The organism is Crystallibacter permensis, from assembly GCF_025960875.1.
GTDB lineage: Bacteria > Actinomycetota > Actinomycetes > Actinomycetales > Micrococcaceae > Crystallibacter > Crystallibacter permensis.
In genome coordinates this window covers 1-16109 of record NZ_JAODLR010000014.1, presented here as the reverse complement: position 1 = coordinate 16109, position 16109 = coordinate 1, and the positions used below count along the sequence as shown (strand labels likewise).

The window sequence follows — 16109 nt, the reverse complement described above, 5'->3', positions numbered from 1 at the left end:
TGACACTGCTGTGGGAGGATGTGCCCATGGGGAGGACCGACGCCATTCCGTCTTGGCTTCGTCGAACGGGCATCGAACTGCTCGGCTGGACCCTCATCGCCGTCGGACTCGCCGCACTTGTATTGCCTGGACCGGGGCTTCTTGCCCTCGCCGGCGGATTGGTGGTACTGTCCCTGCGCGATGCCTGGGCCAAGCGCCTGCTGGTGCCGATCAAGGCCGAGGCGCTCAAAATAGCAGAGAAAGAGGTGCGGACGTGGCCGCGCATCGTTGCCAGTGCCTTGGGAGGGCTCGCGGCTATTGCTGCAGGAATCTTGTGGGGTGCTCGGCCCCCGATGCCGGACTGGTGGGCATTCGGTGACCGTTGGTGGCTTCCAGGAAGCTGGATCGTGGGATCGACCTTGATCGTCTCCGGGGTGGTCGCCCTTGCCCTTATGGTGTACAGCTTCCGCAGATTCCGTCGGCCCCGCACCTCCTCCCACCGCAGGGACACATCCCCATAAATCGAAGTGGTCGAGTAACAGAGGGACGGCCGTAATTGCGGCCAGGCTGGGAATGCCGGGAATCGGGCCACACAGCGTAGTTGCCCTGCCCTGAGGCGGGTGCCGGGGCGGGCGGCCTCCCCAAGGACCTGCCCGTGCCCCGCACCGGATGAGCCGAGACGAGCCGCCCGCGAAAGTCCTTGCACTCCCCAGTAGCTGGACTCCGGCTTCAGCTCTCGCCATCTGCTGGTTCTAGAGTGAAGGAGCAAGCTCAATGCCCGCGCACTGTTAGCTCAAGATTTGCTCAAGATGTGCGGGAGTGCCCGTCAGGGGAAGCTTCGGTGGCCACTCTTCGCGGAAAAGCCCCGGCCCGCCCTTGCCGAGGCTCTTCTAGTTCCGCAACTGAAACGCACTGGTGGCCATGCCATACGGCTAGGTCTCCGCTGCGCGCACTAGATGACAGAAACGATCCAGATAATCAGGGCAATGGCCAACAAAATGCCAACGATTGTCCAGACAAGGTTGCTTCCGCGCATGTTGCTTCCTCCGTTCATTAGCTACCGACGACTCCATTGTCACCCCTGGCAACCGTTTCATTCATGAAATCAGCAAAAGCTTTCGACAGGAATCTGTAGCCAGCGCTTGATGACGCCGATTCCGCTCGATCCAGCGGTCCGCGCCGCGGCGACAACTCAAGCCGCGGAAGCGGCATCAGCAATCATGTGCCCGCAACATCCAGCCGGCAGGTCCCGAGTGCCGGGGCGGGCAGCCTCCCCAAAGGCCTGCCAGTGCCCCGCACCGGATGAGCTGAGACGAGCTGGCCTTGAAGATCCGTGTACTCCCCAGTATTCGGACTCCGGCTTCAGCTCTCGCCATCTGCTGCTTCAAGGATGGCCGAGTAATCTCAACGCCGCGCCCTGCTTTAGCTCAAGATTGGCTCAAGATCCGCGGGCTGCACCACACTCCGTCCAAGGTGGACACAAAGAACGACGGCGGGAGGCCGCCGTCGTTCTTTGTCGTCGCATGTTAGATTCCGGCGCCCCGGTTCCTGCCGTCATCCTCGATGTCTTCACGCACGCGGTCAGACTTCGCGGCAATCTCTTCCGGGGTGAGGGCCGCGCCGGTGTCGACGACCGGCTCTGTCACAACCGGCGCAGTCTCCACCACAGGCGTTGCCGGGACCGGTTCCACTACGGGCGTGACTGTCGCGTCTTTGTCATCACGGTCCTTCTTGGCGGCAGCCACGCCGGCTGCGGCCGCGGCTGCCACACCGACCCCGGCGGCAGCAACCTTGCCTGACACGCCGGCCTTTCCGCTGTCGCCGCGGGATGCTGCAGCGTCCTCGACGCCAGGAGTCCCTGCTGCGGCGCCTTCATTGATTGAGCCGCGCCAGGCACCAGTGGCGTAGCCCTCAGCCTCGATGAACTCCTTGAATTTTTGCAGGTCCGCTTCTGCCTGCTTCTCCACGACGTTGAGCTTATCGCCCACTTTCTCCAGGATGCCCTCGGGCTCGTATTCGAGCGTCATTCGAACGGATGTCTGGCCGCCACCCACGTCCTCGAAGGACACCGCACCGGCGTTCGTGGCGCCCTCGGTCGCCGCCCAGGCGATCTTCTGGTCCGGCACCTGCTCAACAATCCTCGCCTCCCACTGCCGGCGGACTCCGCCGATCTCGGCAATCCACTCCAGTCGGTTATCGCCGAGCTGCTTTACGCTCTTGACGCCGCCCATGAAGTGGGGAAATTCCTCGAACTGGGTCCACTGGTTATAAACCGTGCTCACCGGCACGTTTACCATGATTTGCTTCTCGACCTTCGTGCTCATTGCGTCTCCTTTTGTTGGAAAAGACCGTAGAGGCCTGCGATTGGTCAGCATGCTTACCATATCGTTTCTGTCTCTTCTGGGCTAGTGCGCAAGCACGTTTCAGATTCTGTCAGTGCGGTATGCCACGGTAAGAGTCGATAGAATTCGTCGGATCTACTGGAACGATAAACCGAACCTTCGGCGGCGGAACCAGTTATTGAAAGGAACCTGTTCATCATGCTGGGAGCCCATCACGCCGCCAGTGGAGCCGCTGCTTGGATAGCGCTCACGACCCAGTTCGAAGTTTCCCTCGGTCCCTTGGCGGAACCGCTGGGTTTCGGCGGCCATTCGATACTGCTGGGCATGGGCCTGCTGGATGTGGGACCCATCGGCATCATCTCCGGGGCGCTGGTCACCGCCGGGGCTGCCCTGGTTCCGGACGCGGACCATCACCGGGCCACCATTGCCCATTCGCTTCCGCCTGTATCCAATGCTGTTTGCGCCGGCGTGGGCACTCTGGCCGGCGGCCACCGCAAGGGAACCCATTCCATCATCGGGATGTGCGTCTTCATCCTGATCGCTTGGATGGCGGGCTTGGTGACATGGGAGACGGCGCGGTTTGGCACCATCTACCCGGCTGCCGGCGTCCTGTGCATCCTGCTGGTCGCCTTCGCCGCCAAAGCCCTCAGGTTCATACCTGACCGGTTGAAGAAGACCCCTTGGGCGGTCGGAATCTTCGTGGCAGGATTCATCACCTTTTTCGCGCCCGAACAACAGAACTGGTTTCCGCTGGCCATGGGCATCGGGGTCGTCATGCACATCCTCGGTGACATGGCGACAACAGGCGGAGTGAACTTGGCCTGGCCGCTGCGGATCAAACCGCCCAAGGCCTGGCGGCGAATTCCCGTTTTACGCTGGATCTGGCGTCCCAACGGATACTTTGCCTTACCGATTCTTGGGAATGCAGGTTCCTGGCGGGAGTGGCTGCTGCTGATTCCGGTCAGCCTCTACGTCGTGCTGGTTCTCGCCGGAGCTACCGCCGACCTCGGGCAGGTAGGCATGTCCACCTTTGTCGCTTCGCGTTAGTCCGTGTGCAGGAGTCGCTGAACTGGGTGCGGTCCGGCAACATCGTGGTGGAACTCGCGGTCCGCGCAGACCGCTATGCCATCCGCACCCACGACCTCGACTCCCCCCGGCTACACCGGATTCAAGGGTGTGCGCATTTTTGATTTCGATCCTGGTGAAGTCGGTTTCGAGCTCGGCGGCGCCAACCACCGGCTCGTTGCGGAGCCGGGCACCCTTGGCGGCCTGACACTGAACTTCCACGATCTCACCAACGGCACCAGTACCTACGATTGGCGGAAGGCCACCACCGCGAAGCCGCGTCCGGACGTCAGCGTCATCATAGATTTCAACCGCGCAATCAACTATCCCAGCGCCTTACCCCGTACGGCACCTGCCCGCGGCCCATCCGCGGCAACCAGATCGACGCGCTCGTCGAGGCCGGCGAAAAACTGCCCCGGCGTTAGCAGGCCCCGCTGTGGTTGGCACTGGCCAGCCGATGCTGTGATCATGAACCTATGAACCCGGAGCAGCCTACGCGCAATTCCGTCCAGCGCGCCCTGTCCTGGGCGAAGGCTGGGCTGGCAGCTCCGCGGCTAATGCTGGCCATCAAGGCGGCCATCGCCGTCGGAATCGCTTGGTTTGTGGCCGGGTACATGCCGGGCGTGGTCGACGACTATCCGTACTACGCGCCGCTCGGGGCGCTGGTCAGTATGTACCCCACTTTGATGGGCTCGGCCAAGGCCGGGTTCCAGACCCTTCTTGGATTGCTGATCGGGATCCTGTTGGCAGGCGTCATTGTGTTGTTCGCGGAACCGAACCTCATCACCATTTCGCTGGTGGTCGGCGTTGCCGTCCTGGTCTCGGGGCTTCGCTGGCTCGGCCATGGCAAAGACTACGTTCCGATGGCGGCACTTTTTGTCCTGATCATCGGCGGGCAGGATATCGAGTCCTATTCCATTGGTTATGCGGTCCAGATGGCGGTCGGCGTGGGATGCGGGCTGCTGGTCAACGCCGTGATCCTGCCACCGCTGAATTTTAACGCGGCGATTTTGAAGTTGTCCCGCTTCCGGTCCATGCTGGCACGTCATCTGGAAGGCATGGCTGACGCGCTGACCGAGGAATGGCCACCGGAGCCGGACAAGTGGACGCGCTACAATGACGAGCTCTCCACCGCCGGGCATGATGTGAGGGAGGCGGTTTACCATGCGGATGAGAGCCGCAAAGGCAACCCACGGGCCAAACTGCATCGGCGCAATCTTTCCCAGGACTACCGCGACCTTCGGGCCTTGGAATCGGTGTCGTTCCACGTTAAAGACATCACTGACATCCTCGCCGGTGTCAGTGATGGCGGCACGGAGCCGTTGTCGAACGATCTGCCCACCGAGCTGCTGGAGCCGGTCAGTGTAGCGCTCCGGGGCGCAGCCGAAATTCTGAAGGCCTGGGAATCCGGATCGGAGATCCAGGCCCGGTGGGAGGAAGCGGAACAGGCCTTGAGCGCATTGTTCGATCAAGTCGATGCACACGGCGAGGCCGGAGCGGCGGCCCTTAGCCCGGCCTCCAGCGTGGCAACCGCGGTACGGCGGATTCTTGACACCCTGCAACCTTGCATCAAGCAGGATGTGGAGGCAGCGTAGCTATCCTCAGGAGAAGTTCGATTTCTCCTGGTCGACATAGGTCCGGAGCAGCTTCCGGGCGCGGCCCGCAGAATCGGCGCTCTCCTGTCCCAACGCCTCGAGCATGGTGCCGGCCTTCTGCTCTCCGGCGGGGAAAGGCGGAAGCAGCGGGGTCTCCGGATCCGTGACGACTTCGATCAAGTACGGCCGGTCTGCTGCCAGTGCGGCATCCCAGGCGGCGCCTATCCGCTCCGGATCATCGACCCGCTCGCCATCAAACCCCAGTAGTTTTGCATAGCCGGCGTAGTCGAAGTCCGGCAGAGCCTGGCTGGCTTCGTAGCGGGGCTCCCCCTCCATCTCGCGCTGTTCCCAGGTCACCTCGGCCAGCTCCCGGTTATTCAACACGCAGATAACAAAGCGCGGGTCCTCCCAGGTCCGCCACAATCTGCTGACGGTTATAAGCTCGGCGATACCCATCATTTGCATGGCGCCGTCACCTGAGACGATCAGCACCGGGTTCCCCGGCCGATCCAGTTTGGCGGCGATGCCGTACGGCACCGAACAACCCATGCTGGCCAAGGTGCTGGATAAATGGGCAGGCACGCCGAGCGGCAGCCTCAGCTGCCTGGCGTACCAGTAGACCGAGCTGCCAACATCGACGGCGAGCCGGCCGTCTGCGGGAAACCTGCTGTTCAGCTCAAATAGCACCCGCTCCGGATTGACCGGATCTGCCTTGGTCATGGCCCGCTCGGCGGAAAGCTCGTGCCAGTGCGAGACCCACCGCTCCACCTGGCCCCGCCACGGCAGATCCCGCTTGTCTTCCAGCAGGGGCAGCAGCGCTTGCAGGGTCCGGGACGCATCCCCGGGCAACGGCACCTCCACCGGGTACCGATTGCCGATGGCGCCGGAGTCCGTGTCGATCTGTACGGCGCGTGCCGCCCCCGGCGGTGGGTAGAACTCGGTCCACGGGTCATTGGAACCAATGATCAGCAGGGTGTCGCACCCGCCGAGCACTTGGCCGCTGGCGCTGGTACCCAACTGCCCCATGGTGCCGGCAACATTCGGCAGCGACTCGTCCACGTATGGTTTGCCCAGCAGGCTCGTGGTGATGCCCGCCCCGAGACGTTCGGCCACCGCGGCAACCTCGTTCCAGGCGTGCCGGGCGCCCTGCCCTACGAGCAGCGCCACTTTGCTGCCGGCATTGAGCACCTCCGCTGCCGCCTTGAGGTCGTCGTCCACGGGTAGGCTGGCGGACTGCTCCCAGCGCGGGGCCGTCGCAATAATGCCGTGCTCGTGCTCCAGTTGTGGTGCCGGCATCTTCTGCACGTCATGGGGAACAATAACGACGGCGGGGGCCCTGTTTGCGAGCGCGGCTTTGAAAGCCCGGTCAAGCACCATCGGCAGCGCTTCCGGTGTGTTGACCTGCTGGCGGAACGCCGAGGCCACGTCCTTCGTCAGGTCCATCAGATCGACTTCCTGCATGTAGCCGGAGCCGAGCACGCTGCGCGACTGCTGCCCGATAATGGCCACCACGGGAACGCTGTCCAGCTTCGCGTCGTAGAGGCCGTTGAGCAGGTGGACCGCCCCTGGTCCCTGCGTTGAGGTCACCACGCCCACGCCGCCGCTGTATTTCGCGTGGCCCACCGCCATGAAGGCCGCGTTTTCCTCATGACGGGCCTGGACGAATTCCACGGTTCCGGCCCGCCGGAGCGCGCCCATGAAACTGTTGATGCCGTCGCCGCTGTAACCGAAGACGCGCGGTACCGCCCACGCCTCGAGCCGTTCGACGATGGCATCGGCAACGAGACGCTGCGGCATCCGTTTCCTCCTGAGGCCTAGTAGGAGATGAACTCGACGAGTTCCCCGACCCTGTCCTCGGGGTAGTTGCGGGCAACGTCTGCCTGGCTGAGCATGCCCACGAGGTCGTGGCCGTCGATCACGGGCAGCCGCCGGACCTGGTGCTCCTGCATCGTCTTGATGGCCTCTTCGATGCTGTCGTCCGCGCCAATGGTTACCGGCTTGCCTTCACCCAGTTCCCCCGCCTTCACACTCCGGGGATCGCCGCCCTTGGCCAGGCACTTCACCACAATGTCCCGGTCGGTCACAACGCCCTTGAGCCGGTTGTCTTCACCGCAGATCGGCAGCGAACCCACGTCCAGGTCCAGCATCTTCTTGGCGGCCTGTTCCAAAGTTTCATTCTCGCCAATGCACTCGGCACCGCCTGTCATGATTTCGCGTGCTGTCAGCATCCGTATCAACTCCCGATCGTAGGCTTTACTAAGGATACTTACTGTCTATCACTGACCGCAGAGGATTTGAACCCCCTCCCGGACCTCAACCCTCCTGAGCGGATCCGGCCAGCCACGCGGTCGTATCCGGGGGCAGTTGACCTGCCGCCAGCTTCGAACTGCTGATGAGAACCTTCCCCGGCGGCAGGGCCAGCGGTTCACGGCCAAAGTTCGTGATCGACTGCCATTGGCCGGGGCGCCTGAAATGCAGCGTCGCTTCGCCGGTCCCGTCGATCCACTCCAAGTCCTCATAGCTCTGCAGTTGCCCCCGCAGCTTCAGCGCATGCCGGTAGAACTCCAGCGTGGATCCCGCAATGCCGTCCTGCGCTTCGACGGAGAACCCGCCGAACCAGGCCGGCTGCGGCAAGTGGGCTCCGTTGGTCCCGAACCCGAAGGATTCCCCCTCCTGAGTCCACGGCAGCGGGACACGACAACCATCGCGGCCCTTGCGCTGATGTCCGGTTCGGTGCCAAATGGGATCCTGCAAGGTGGCCGCCGGCAGATCCGGCACCTCGAACAGGCCCAGTTCCTCGCCTTGGTACAGATAGGCCGATCCCGGCAGGGCAAGCATCAGGAGGGTCGCGGCACGGGCACGGCGGAGTCCTGTAATCTGATCCACCTCAGGTTCGGAGCCGTCGGCCATGAGCCATGGGCCATAGTCCAGGCCTGCCGGCAACCCATAGCGTGACGGATGGCGTACGACGTCGTGGTTTGAGAAAACCCAGGTTGAGGACGCGCCTGATTCTTCCGCCTGGGACAAGTTGTTAGTGATGATGGAGCGGAACTGTCCCACGTCCCAGTCCGCGCGCAGCAGATCGAAGTTGAAGGCCTGTCCCAGTCCTTCCGGGCTCGCGTACGCCATCCGGCGCGACGCGGGAACCCAGGCCTCCGCGACCGCGGTGCGGGGCGGATCATACTCGTTGAAGACCTTGCGCCATTCAGCATAGATGTCGTGGACCTCGTCCCGGTCGAAGAGCGGATCCTTGCCGTCCACCGGGGTGAGTTCGTCCGCCACGCTCGGCTTGCTGCGCAGCGGTTCGCTCATGTCCTTGGCAAGCGCATGGGCCACGTCCACGCGGAAGCCATCGACCCCACGGTCCGACCAGAACCGGAGCGTTTTCAGGAAGTCTGCGCGGATTTCCGGATTCTCCCAGTTCCAGTCCGGCTGTTCCTTGGCGAAGAGATGCAGATACCACTGGCCGGGCTCGCCGGACTGTTCGGTGATCCGGGTCCAGGCGCTGCCGCCGAAGTGGGAAACCCAGTCCGAGGGCGGCTTTCCGCCGTCGGCACCGAGACCATCGCGGAAGATATACCGTTCCCGTTCGGGTGATCCCTTCCCGGCAGCCAGCGCCTGCTGGAACCATTCGTGCTGATCGGAGGAATGGTTGGGCACGATGTCCGCGATGAGCTTGATCTGCGCGGCGTGCAGCGCCGCAACCATGTCATCAAAGTCCTCCAACGTGCCCAGACGTGGGTCCACATCGCGGTAATCGGCCACGTCATAGCCGCCGTCCGCCAGGGGCGACGGGTAGAACGGGCTGAGCCACACGGCGTCGATGCCCAGCGCCGCCAGATAGGGAATTTTGGCGGTGATGCCACGGATATCGCCCAGTCCGTCGCCATCTGCATCGGCGAAGCTTCGCGGGTAGATCTGGTAAACGGCTGCCTGCCGCCACCAGTTAGCATCCGGTGCGGGCTTGAACTGGTCAAAAGTGTCGGTCACGGTCGGTTCATTCCTCTCCTGCCGCGAAACGGCGGTATCGGCTACGCGTATGGTCACTCCGTCCGGCTCCGTGCCATTGCCCCTCTGTCTAGCACCGCGATTAGGCCTTGTCGAGGTGCCTCAGGATCGTCTGGCCGAATTTGCTGACAAATCAGCAACTGCCTTACTAAAATGGAATGCTCTAGTCAATTAGTTTCTGCGGGGGCCTGCAGGAAGGACACACGATGAAAGATCCGATACCCGGCGGCTCCCTTCAATATGTATTGCTGCCCCAGAAGTTCGGCCGGCACCAGACCGCGGTCACGGAATTCACCGTGCTGTGCGTAGAGATCTGGAGCACCGGCATCGTGGTCAACCTGCAACTGCCGCCCGTCAATGGTTCGCAGCCTCCCCAGCCGAGGATTGCCGTTCAGGACCACTTCGGCACCGAGTATTCGCTGGAAAGCAGCGCAAGCATCGGTTCCCGCCACCTGCAGGTCTTTACGCCGTCCGTTCCCGCCGGAACCAGAAGCCTGACTATTACGTCAAGGGACGACGACGGCGCCCGCTTTGTGGTGGCGCTGGCCGTTCCCGCAGGCAACTTCCGCGGCGGCCGGCTCAAAGTAGGCCACATTCACCTGGCCGGGTTGCCCGAGCTGCCGTCGCCCGAACAGGGACAACGGGACATGCAGCAGGGGCCCGATCTGTCGGAGCATAGGGAAGCCGGCTGAAACCGCGGCCGGTGCGCCCGAGTCTTCCAGCGTCCCTACTTCGGGCAGCCGCCGGCCGGACAGTCGGCGGACTGCCCGGCCGCAGGGTTCTGGCCGCAGGGCGCCGGCATCAGCCGGTCAGGAGTGGCCCAGATTCTCCTCGGGATCGGTGCCGGTGGCGGGTCCGTCCGCGAGCGCACCGCCTTCGCCTGCCCATTCTCCGCCCGGACGGTCATCCATCGCCGGGTCGGATGAGACATCCCGCCTTGTTTCCGGCCGCCCTGCCGCCGCAGCAGCTCCGACGTCAGCGGCGCCGGAGCCTGCTGCTCCGGTCCGCACGGAAGAAGCACCGGCGTCGCTGTTCCACGCATTCCCAGTCGAAGCGCGGCGTCCCGCGCGCGAGCCCGTTGACGAACCGCTCCGCACCGGATCCCTTTGGCCTGCGTTCCGGGAAATATTGCTGGCCCACAACTCCTGCGCGGCGTCCCTCAGCTGCTCGTAACTGCCACGGCCCGCACGTGACCCGAGGACGAACCCTGCGGCGAGCCCGGCTCCAAAAATGAGTTTGTTTTTCATCGCCTGCTACTCCTCATGGCCTTGGTCCGAGCTCATCTGATCCTCTGCGGGAGGAGTTTCCCCGGGCGGGACTCCCCCGCCGGGTTCCAGACCGGTGATGTTCTCCGTCTCCGGATCGGGGTTGACCCTGTCCGCTTTGTCCTGCGAAGACCTACCCTCTTTCACCGGCGGCTCCACATTCGGAACGCTGCTTTCCTGCTCTTCCATACTGCTCATGATCCTGCCCTTCGTCGTCCTAAACCAGGTCTCTGGGGATCGCACGCTGCCAGTTCTCGGAGTAGACACGGGGATTCCCGCGCTGGGTATCGAGCTCATAGGCATCGAGCTGCGCGCTGATGTGGAAGTCCGTCGGTGTTGACGTCAACACCGTCCGGGTCACTATTTCCACCCTCCAGTCATCGCGCTCGAAGCGGCGGACCGTCCGGGTTTCGCCGCGTACGGAATTTACCTCGTTCCAGCGGAAGCTGTACCACTCGTTGGTGCTGCGCCGGACTATGGTGTCCGTTTCGTCGATCCGGAAGCTGCCTTGGTCGTTGGCCACCTCCAGGGTCGACACATTTGTGACCAGATCGCGGGAAACACGCCAGTGGTGCTCGCCGGGCGTCAACGGGGTGATTTCAAGGTCCGGCGCCGCTTCGGGCTCGCCGAATTCCCGGAGGGCGGCATCCTCCGGCCGCGGGGGGCGGACCGGCAGGGTGAGGGTGCTTGCGCCGGTCGTCAGCGTCACCATGGCTGCCTCCGGCGACGGCCAGGCCAAGGGCCAGTAGGACGTGGACACCGAGAGCCGGAGCCGGTGGCCCGCTGGGATGGTCTGCGCGATCCCGTTCAACAGGATTTCCACCTGGTACTTGCGGCCCGGTTCCAACGGCTGCGGGTTTTCGCTGCCGTCCCGGTGGGCGAGGTTGAGCAGACCGTAGGTGAACCGCGTGGCTTCGCCGTTCGGCGCCACATCGGACAGGCGGACCGCAAGCATCGCGACAGGCTTGTCTGCGGAGACTTCAAAGGTGACCGAGGGCAGCCCGAAGATCTCCATCGTTTCCGGCAGCGGATCGGTCTCGTAAACGAGTGCTCCGCCGTCTTCCTCGCGCTGGTCGAACGGAAGATCGGGGGTGGCGGCGTACGAGGCCCATTTACCGGCGAACATACCCACGCTCAAGGGTGATTGCAGCGTGACTTCGTGGCCCGGTTCGTCCTCGGCGTCACCTTGCTCGATACCATGGCGGCCCAGACGGTAGCGGCGATTTTCAATGGCCGGCGAGGGCCAGCTGTCCTCGGCGACCCAGCGGCCGGGACGATCTGCGTAGGACGGCTCCGGAGAGATGCTGTCCTGCATCCAGGCGCGCACCATCGGCTCTTCCATCAGGCCGGTGTCCTTGCCCTTGAGCCAATGGTCCCACCACCGCACGACTTCCTGGAGGAATCCGATGGCCGGGCCGGGAATACCGATGTGGGGATATTTGTGTCCCCACGGACCGATCAGGCCCTTGCGCGGCACATCCAGGTTCTCCATCAAGCGGAAGATGGCGTTGGTGTAGCCGTCGGCCCAACCGCCGACCGCCATCACCGGGACCTGGACATCGCCGTAGTCTTCGCAGACCGAGGCAGGTTTCCAATAATCGTCGCGGCGCTGGTGTTCGAGCCAGGTTTCAAGCCAGAGCCCGCTGCCGGCGAGGCGTTCGTGCCACATGTCGCGCCAGCGGTCCCCCACGATGGCCGGATCCGGCGGCAGCGAGTTGAAGGCGAACATGACGGTCGCCTCCGACAGGTTGTCTGCCAGCAGGCAGCCGCCCATGTAGTGCATGTTGTCCACGTACAGGTCATCGGTAGCGGAGGCACTGATGATCGCTTTCAACGCCGGTGGTCTGCGGGCGGCAATCTGCAGGCTGTTGAAACCACCCCAGGAGATGCCCATCATGCCTACGTTTCCGTCGCACCACTGCTGTTCTGCGAGCCAGGCAATGACGTCCTCAGCGTCCTCATGTTCCTGTGGCCGGTATTCATCCACTATGACGCCGTCGGAGTCGCCGCTGCCTCGCATATCCACGCGGACCGCGACGTAACCGTGCCCCGCAATGTAGGGGTGGTTCATGGCGTCCCGGCCGCGCGTACTGTCCCGTTTACGGTAAGGAAGGTATTCCAGCACGGCCGGAACGGGAAGCTCCTCGGCGTCAACCGGCAGCCAGATCCGGGCTGCTAACTGGGCGCCGTCGCGCATGGGAATGAAGGTGTTTTCGATGACCCGTACTTCGTGGGGAAACTCGGTGATGGTCTTCATGCGGCTCCCTCCTGGCCGGTGGCCTGATCTACGGGTGCAAACTCAAACGGCAACTCGGACAGGATGGCGTTGTACCGTTCCACCAGCTGCTCCCGGTTGTCGGCGCCGATGTAAAGCTTGCCCAGGATGTAGCGGTAGCTGTCTTGGCCGGGCAGGTCCGAGAGCTTCTCCCCTTCCTTGACTTGCAGGGTCACGGTTGTTTCCGGGTAGCGTTCCCGGATGGCGGCCTTATCTTCGGCGCTGGGTACGCGCGTCACGATGGCATCCTCGTCGTGGAAGATCATGCATTGTGACGCGACGGCGAAGTTGCCCTTGCGACGCGGCATCTTCGGTTCGTGGCCCAGCGCAATGTCGATAGCTACTTCGTGGTTAGAGACGCCGTCCACCTTCGCGAAGAGGTCGCTGTGGGACTGTGAGATACGGGTGTTGATTTCCACGAGCCACAGCTTGTCCTCGGCTTCGTCCCACATGAATTCGGCGTTGAAGCAACCGTCGTCAAAACCGACATGGTGCATGTAGCGCTCGGTGAGGTCGATCATGCGCTGCTGTACGCTTTCCGGGACGCTGTTGGCCGGGTAATCGAGCCGTTCAAAGCTCGTCCCTGCTTCATCCTTGTGCATGTCGAAAACACCATGGACCTTAAACTTTCCGCCGAACATCGTTCCTTCAGGGGCGGCCTGGATGCCGGAAATGAACCCCTCGGCCAGGCAGGTGTTTCCGTCCGCGTTCTTCAGTTCCGGCGGCAGGTCCACCATGGCGAGTACGTCGTTGAAAGCGTCGCCAATCTGTTCGATTTGGTCGCGGATTTCCTGGACAGCTTCCCTGAATTGGTCCTCGTTCTGGATTTCGAAGCCGAGGTTCGAGGAGTGGGATTTCACCGGTTTGACCCAGAATGGGTAATCGATGTCGATCTTCGACAGTGCATCGTCGTCGAACGGGTCGAAAGAGGCGAACTGCGGAACGCATTCGGGTATCGAGGCTTTTTGCTCGAGCCTGCTCCAGTACTTGTGCTCGCATTTGAGCAGGCTCTCCAACGAGGGTGCAGGCAGTCCGTGTTCCTTCGCCAGCAACGGCCCAATCACGCTGGCCGGGAAGTCCCAGTGCGTCACGATGGCATCTACCGGCCCATCGAATTCCTGCAATTCACGGCGCGCTTGGGCTAGGAGGCCTTCGAAATCGATATCGGGAGTGTTTACTACACTCTCGTAGTCGAGCAGGTTGCGGAATACGTAGTTTTCGGCGCCGTTGACAGTTTCCAGTTCCCCCCGCTGAACATCAGTCAGTGCAAGTACGAATACATTCTTGGCTGTCATTGTGCCGTCCCTTCTCCGTTGGCAGGCGAGTTGCCCGCCGCGATCTGTAATGCCCCCAACGTTTGCTCAACCGGCTTGCGCCGGCCGCTGGTATTTCGCGAGGAGGTTGATGACTTCGGCGTCATCCACCTGATCGAAATGGTCATAGGCTTGGCCGACGGCGACCAGATCCTGCGGGTTCCAGGGGCACACCACTTCATCGGCGATCCTGCCAACATCCTTGCAGGTGCCGCTGAGACCGACGGGAACAGCCGCGACGATGCGCGCCGGCGATAGCTCGCGCAGCACGGTGATCGCCGCCCGCATGGTGGCACCGGTAGCCAGTCCGTCATCCACCACAATGAGGGTCCGCCCGGCGACGTCCAGCGGCGGCCTGTCTGCGCGGTAAACGCGCTCCCTGCGGTCCAGTTCCGCTCGTTCCTTTGCCGCAACCTGGTCGAAGGCGCCCGAGTCACCGAAGCGCTTGGCGAATTTCGCCAGGACGTCCTCATTGCGCACGGTGTCGATGGAACCGGCCACCGATGCCATGGCGCCCATGGCCACCTCCTGATGACCTGGCACGCCGATCTTGCGGACCAGGACTACATCCAGCGGAGCCTCCAGGGTTTCGGCGATGACCGCAGCTACGGGGACGCCGCCCCGCGGCAGGCCGAGTACCAAAACATCCCGGCGTCCGCCATAGGAGCCCAGTTCCGCGGCCAGCGTCCTGCCGGCGTCCTGCCTGTCGGCATAGCGCTCCCTGCGGTTCCGGTTGGTAGTCATTGCACTTCCCATCCCTGGCAATCGGTTCCGTAATCCATGCCGGCGGTTGTTCAGTTCGTGGCGTTTCCTCCACCGTATGACCGATACCCGGAGGTGACAAGGAGCCTTGGCAAGGTGTGACAGGGGCCATCGACTGCGTGCCGGGGCGGGCGCCAGCACGAGGTCGCGAACAACGATGTCGTCTGTGAGGACGGGAGCTGATCGGCTCCAAGCCATTGTTTTCCGGACCTGGCTCCTCTAAGAATGAACTATGCCGGTCACCATGAGGTCCCTTGAAACCGCCGTTCCCGAAACCATTCTGGTCCAGTCCCAGGTGCGCGACGTATTCGCCGCCCAGCCCGGCCTGACACGCCTGGGCCAGAGGCTGGTGGGTACGTCTTTTGACTATTCCGGTATCGAGACGCGCTATACGGCGGTAGAAGAACTGACTTTGGAGCGCCGCACCGACAGTCCGGTCTTCTTCGATCCGGAGAAGCGGCTCATCCTGAGTCCCAGTACGAAGGTCCGCAACGACAAGTTCGCGGATGCGGCCACTCCGCTTTTCATCGAGGCGGCGACCAAAGCGCTGGCCTCCTGTCCGGAGATCTCCGCCGCCGACGTGACCCATGTAATAACGGTTTCCTGCACGGGATTCTTCAATCCCGGACCCGACTACAAGGTAGTGCGGGCTCTCGGGCTTAGCCCAGCCGTTCAGCGGTACCATCTGGGCTTCATGGGCTGCTACGCAGCTTTTCCCGCCCTGCGAGCCGCGAAATCTTTCTGCGAGGCCGATCCGGACGCAGTTGTCCTCGTGGTGACCGCGGAACTGTGCACGCTGCACGTACGCACTTCCAATGACCCGGATGCCATCATGGGTTCGTCCCTGTTCGCCGACGGCGCCGCCGCGGCGATTGTCACCGCCCGGGACCTGCCGTCGTCGTCCCCTGGTATTGTGCTCGATCATTTCGAGACGGTGCTGACCCCTGTCGGCGAGGAATCCATGGCCTGGAATATTGGCGATGAGGGCTTCGAAATGGTGCTGGGCACCTATGTACCGCACATCATCGACGAGCATATCGTCGGTGCACTGGAACCCCTGCTGGCCCGCGATGCCGCCGTGCATGGCCGACCCTATGAGGAGATTGAGCATTGGGCCATCCACCCCGGGGGACGCAGCATCCTGGACAAGGTTGAAGCAAAACTGCAGCTGCGCGAAGACCAGCTGGTCCCGGCCCGGGAGACCTTGCGCGACTACGGCAATATGTCCAGCGCTACCGTGATGTTCGTGCTCAAGCACATCATGGACGCGCCGTTCGCCGGAGACGACGAACGGATCTGTTCCATGGCCTTCGGCCCGGGGCTCACCGTGGAAACCGGTTTGTTCACCAAGAGCGGCGCACCGACGCTCACGACGTCGCGGGCAGCGGCCAGCGAACCGGCCACTGTCTAGGAATGCGCTGAATAATTTTGGGGGGGTTTAAGGCGCGCCTGCTGGAATATTTTCCTGCCTCGTTAAGACTGGATTCATGCAAGGAGTTGAAGAG

Annotated in this window: 15 protein-coding genes; 6 read left to right on the top strand and 9 right to left on the bottom strand. The window is 63.0% G+C overall.

From position 1 onward, the window contains the following. Positions 1–26: 26 nt before the first annotated feature. A complete protein-coding gene (locus B0G38_RS15415; protein WP_264670225.1) occupies positions 27–500 on the top strand; it encodes a PGPGW domain-containing protein in 474 nt (157 codons plus the stop codon). A gap of 1005 nt (positions 501–1505) precedes the next feature. Here B0G38_RS15415 and B0G38_RS15410 read toward each other — a convergent pair. Then, on the bottom strand, positions 1506–2303 hold the full coding sequence (locus B0G38_RS15410; protein WP_264670224.1) for an SRPBCC family protein: 798 nt from the start codon (positions 2301–2303) through the stop codon (positions 1506–1508). 216 nt (positions 2304–2519) lie between these two features. Here B0G38_RS15410 and B0G38_RS15405 point away from each other — a divergent pair, with 216 nt between their 5' ends. From B0G38_RS15405 to B0G38_RS15395, 3 genes are all read left to right on the top strand, one after another. Next, entirely contained in the window at positions 2520–3368 is an 849-nt protein-coding gene (locus B0G38_RS15405) for a metal-dependent hydrolase (RefSeq protein WP_264670223.1), read from the top strand. A 75-nt stretch (positions 3369–3443) separates the two neighbouring features. After that, positions 3444–3866, top strand: a complete 423-nt coding sequence (locus B0G38_RS15400) for a DUF1684 domain-containing protein (protein ID WP_264670222.1) — start codon at positions 3444–3446, stop codon at positions 3864–3866. Then, positions 3863–4981: an FUSC family protein gene (locus tag B0G38_RS15395; RefSeq protein WP_319801256.1), complete on the top strand. Its 1119-nt coding sequence runs from the start codon at positions 3863–3865 to the stop codon at positions 4979–4981. Before B0G38_RS15400 ends, B0G38_RS15395 begins: the two co-directional genes overlap by 4 nt. 6 nt (positions 4982–4987) lie before the next feature. Here the strand turns inward: B0G38_RS15395 and B0G38_RS15390 are convergent, their stop codons facing one another. The 3 genes from B0G38_RS15390 to B0G38_RS15380 all read right to left on the bottom strand — a co-directional run bounded on the left by B0G38_RS15390 (position 4988) and on the right by B0G38_RS15380 (position 8971). After that, positions 4988–6778, bottom strand: a complete 1791-nt coding sequence (locus tag B0G38_RS15390) for a thiamine pyrophosphate-requiring protein (RefSeq protein WP_264670221.1) — start codon at positions 6776–6778, stop codon at positions 4988–4990. A gap of 17 nt (positions 6779–6795) precedes the next feature. Further along, a complete protein-coding gene (locus B0G38_RS15385; RefSeq protein ID WP_169998302.1) occupies positions 6796–7209 on the bottom strand; it encodes a CBS domain-containing protein in 414 nt (137 codons plus the stop codon). A gap of 85 nt (positions 7210–7294) precedes the next feature. Beyond that, positions 7295–8971 (bottom strand): glycoside hydrolase family 13 protein, encoded by a 1677-nt coding sequence (locus B0G38_RS15380; protein WP_264670220.1) that lies wholly within the window; start codon positions 8969–8971, stop codon positions 7295–7297. A gap of 224 nt (positions 8972–9195) precedes the next feature. On the opposite strand from B0G38_RS15380, the gene B0G38_RS15375 reads away from it, so the two are divergent. Continuing rightward, positions 9196–9681, top strand: coding sequence for a hypothetical protein (locus B0G38_RS15375; protein ID WP_264670219.1), 486 nt, complete (start codon positions 9196–9198; stop codon positions 9679–9681). Between the two features lie 117 nt (positions 9682–9798). Here the strand turns inward: B0G38_RS15375 and B0G38_RS15370 are convergent, their stop codons facing one another. The 5 genes from B0G38_RS15370 to B0G38_RS15350 all read right to left on the bottom strand — a co-directional run bounded on the left by B0G38_RS15370 (position 9799) and on the right by B0G38_RS15350 (position 14586). Further along, positions 9799–10236, bottom strand: a complete 438-nt coding sequence (locus B0G38_RS15370) for a hypothetical protein (protein WP_264670218.1) — start codon at positions 10234–10236, stop codon at positions 9799–9801. A 6-nt stretch (positions 10237–10242) separates the two neighbouring features. Further along, positions 10243–10452: a DUF6480 family protein gene (locus tag B0G38_RS15365; RefSeq protein WP_413542079.1), complete on the bottom strand. Its 210-nt coding sequence runs from the start codon at positions 10450–10452 to the stop codon at positions 10243–10245. A gap of 19 nt (positions 10453–10471) precedes the next feature. Further along, positions 10472–12511, bottom strand: a complete 2040-nt coding sequence (locus tag B0G38_RS15360; RefSeq protein WP_264670217.1) for a CocE/NonD family hydrolase — start codon at positions 12509–12511, stop codon at positions 10472–10474. Then, the gene (locus B0G38_RS15355) at positions 12508–13824 is read right to left on the bottom strand and encodes an ATP-grasp domain-containing protein (protein WP_264670216.1); all 1317 of its coding nucleotides are present in this window, start codon (positions 13822–13824) and stop codon (positions 12508–12510) included. Before B0G38_RS15355 ends, B0G38_RS15360 begins: the two co-directional genes overlap by 4 nt. Before the next feature lie 66 nt (positions 13825–13890). Then, positions 13891–14586: a phosphoribosyltransferase gene (locus B0G38_RS15350; protein ID WP_264670215.1), complete on the bottom strand. Its 696-nt coding sequence runs from the start codon at positions 14584–14586 to the stop codon at positions 13891–13893. A 250-nt stretch (positions 14587–14836) separates the two neighbouring features. Between B0G38_RS15350 and B0G38_RS15345 the strand changes: the two genes are divergently transcribed. After that, positions 14837–16015 carry a type III polyketide synthase gene (locus B0G38_RS15345; protein ID WP_264670214.1) on the top strand — a complete coding sequence of 393 codons (1179 nt, stop codon included), beginning with the start codon at positions 14837–14839 and terminating at the stop codon, positions 16013–16015. Positions 16016–16109 lie beyond the last annotated feature (94 nt).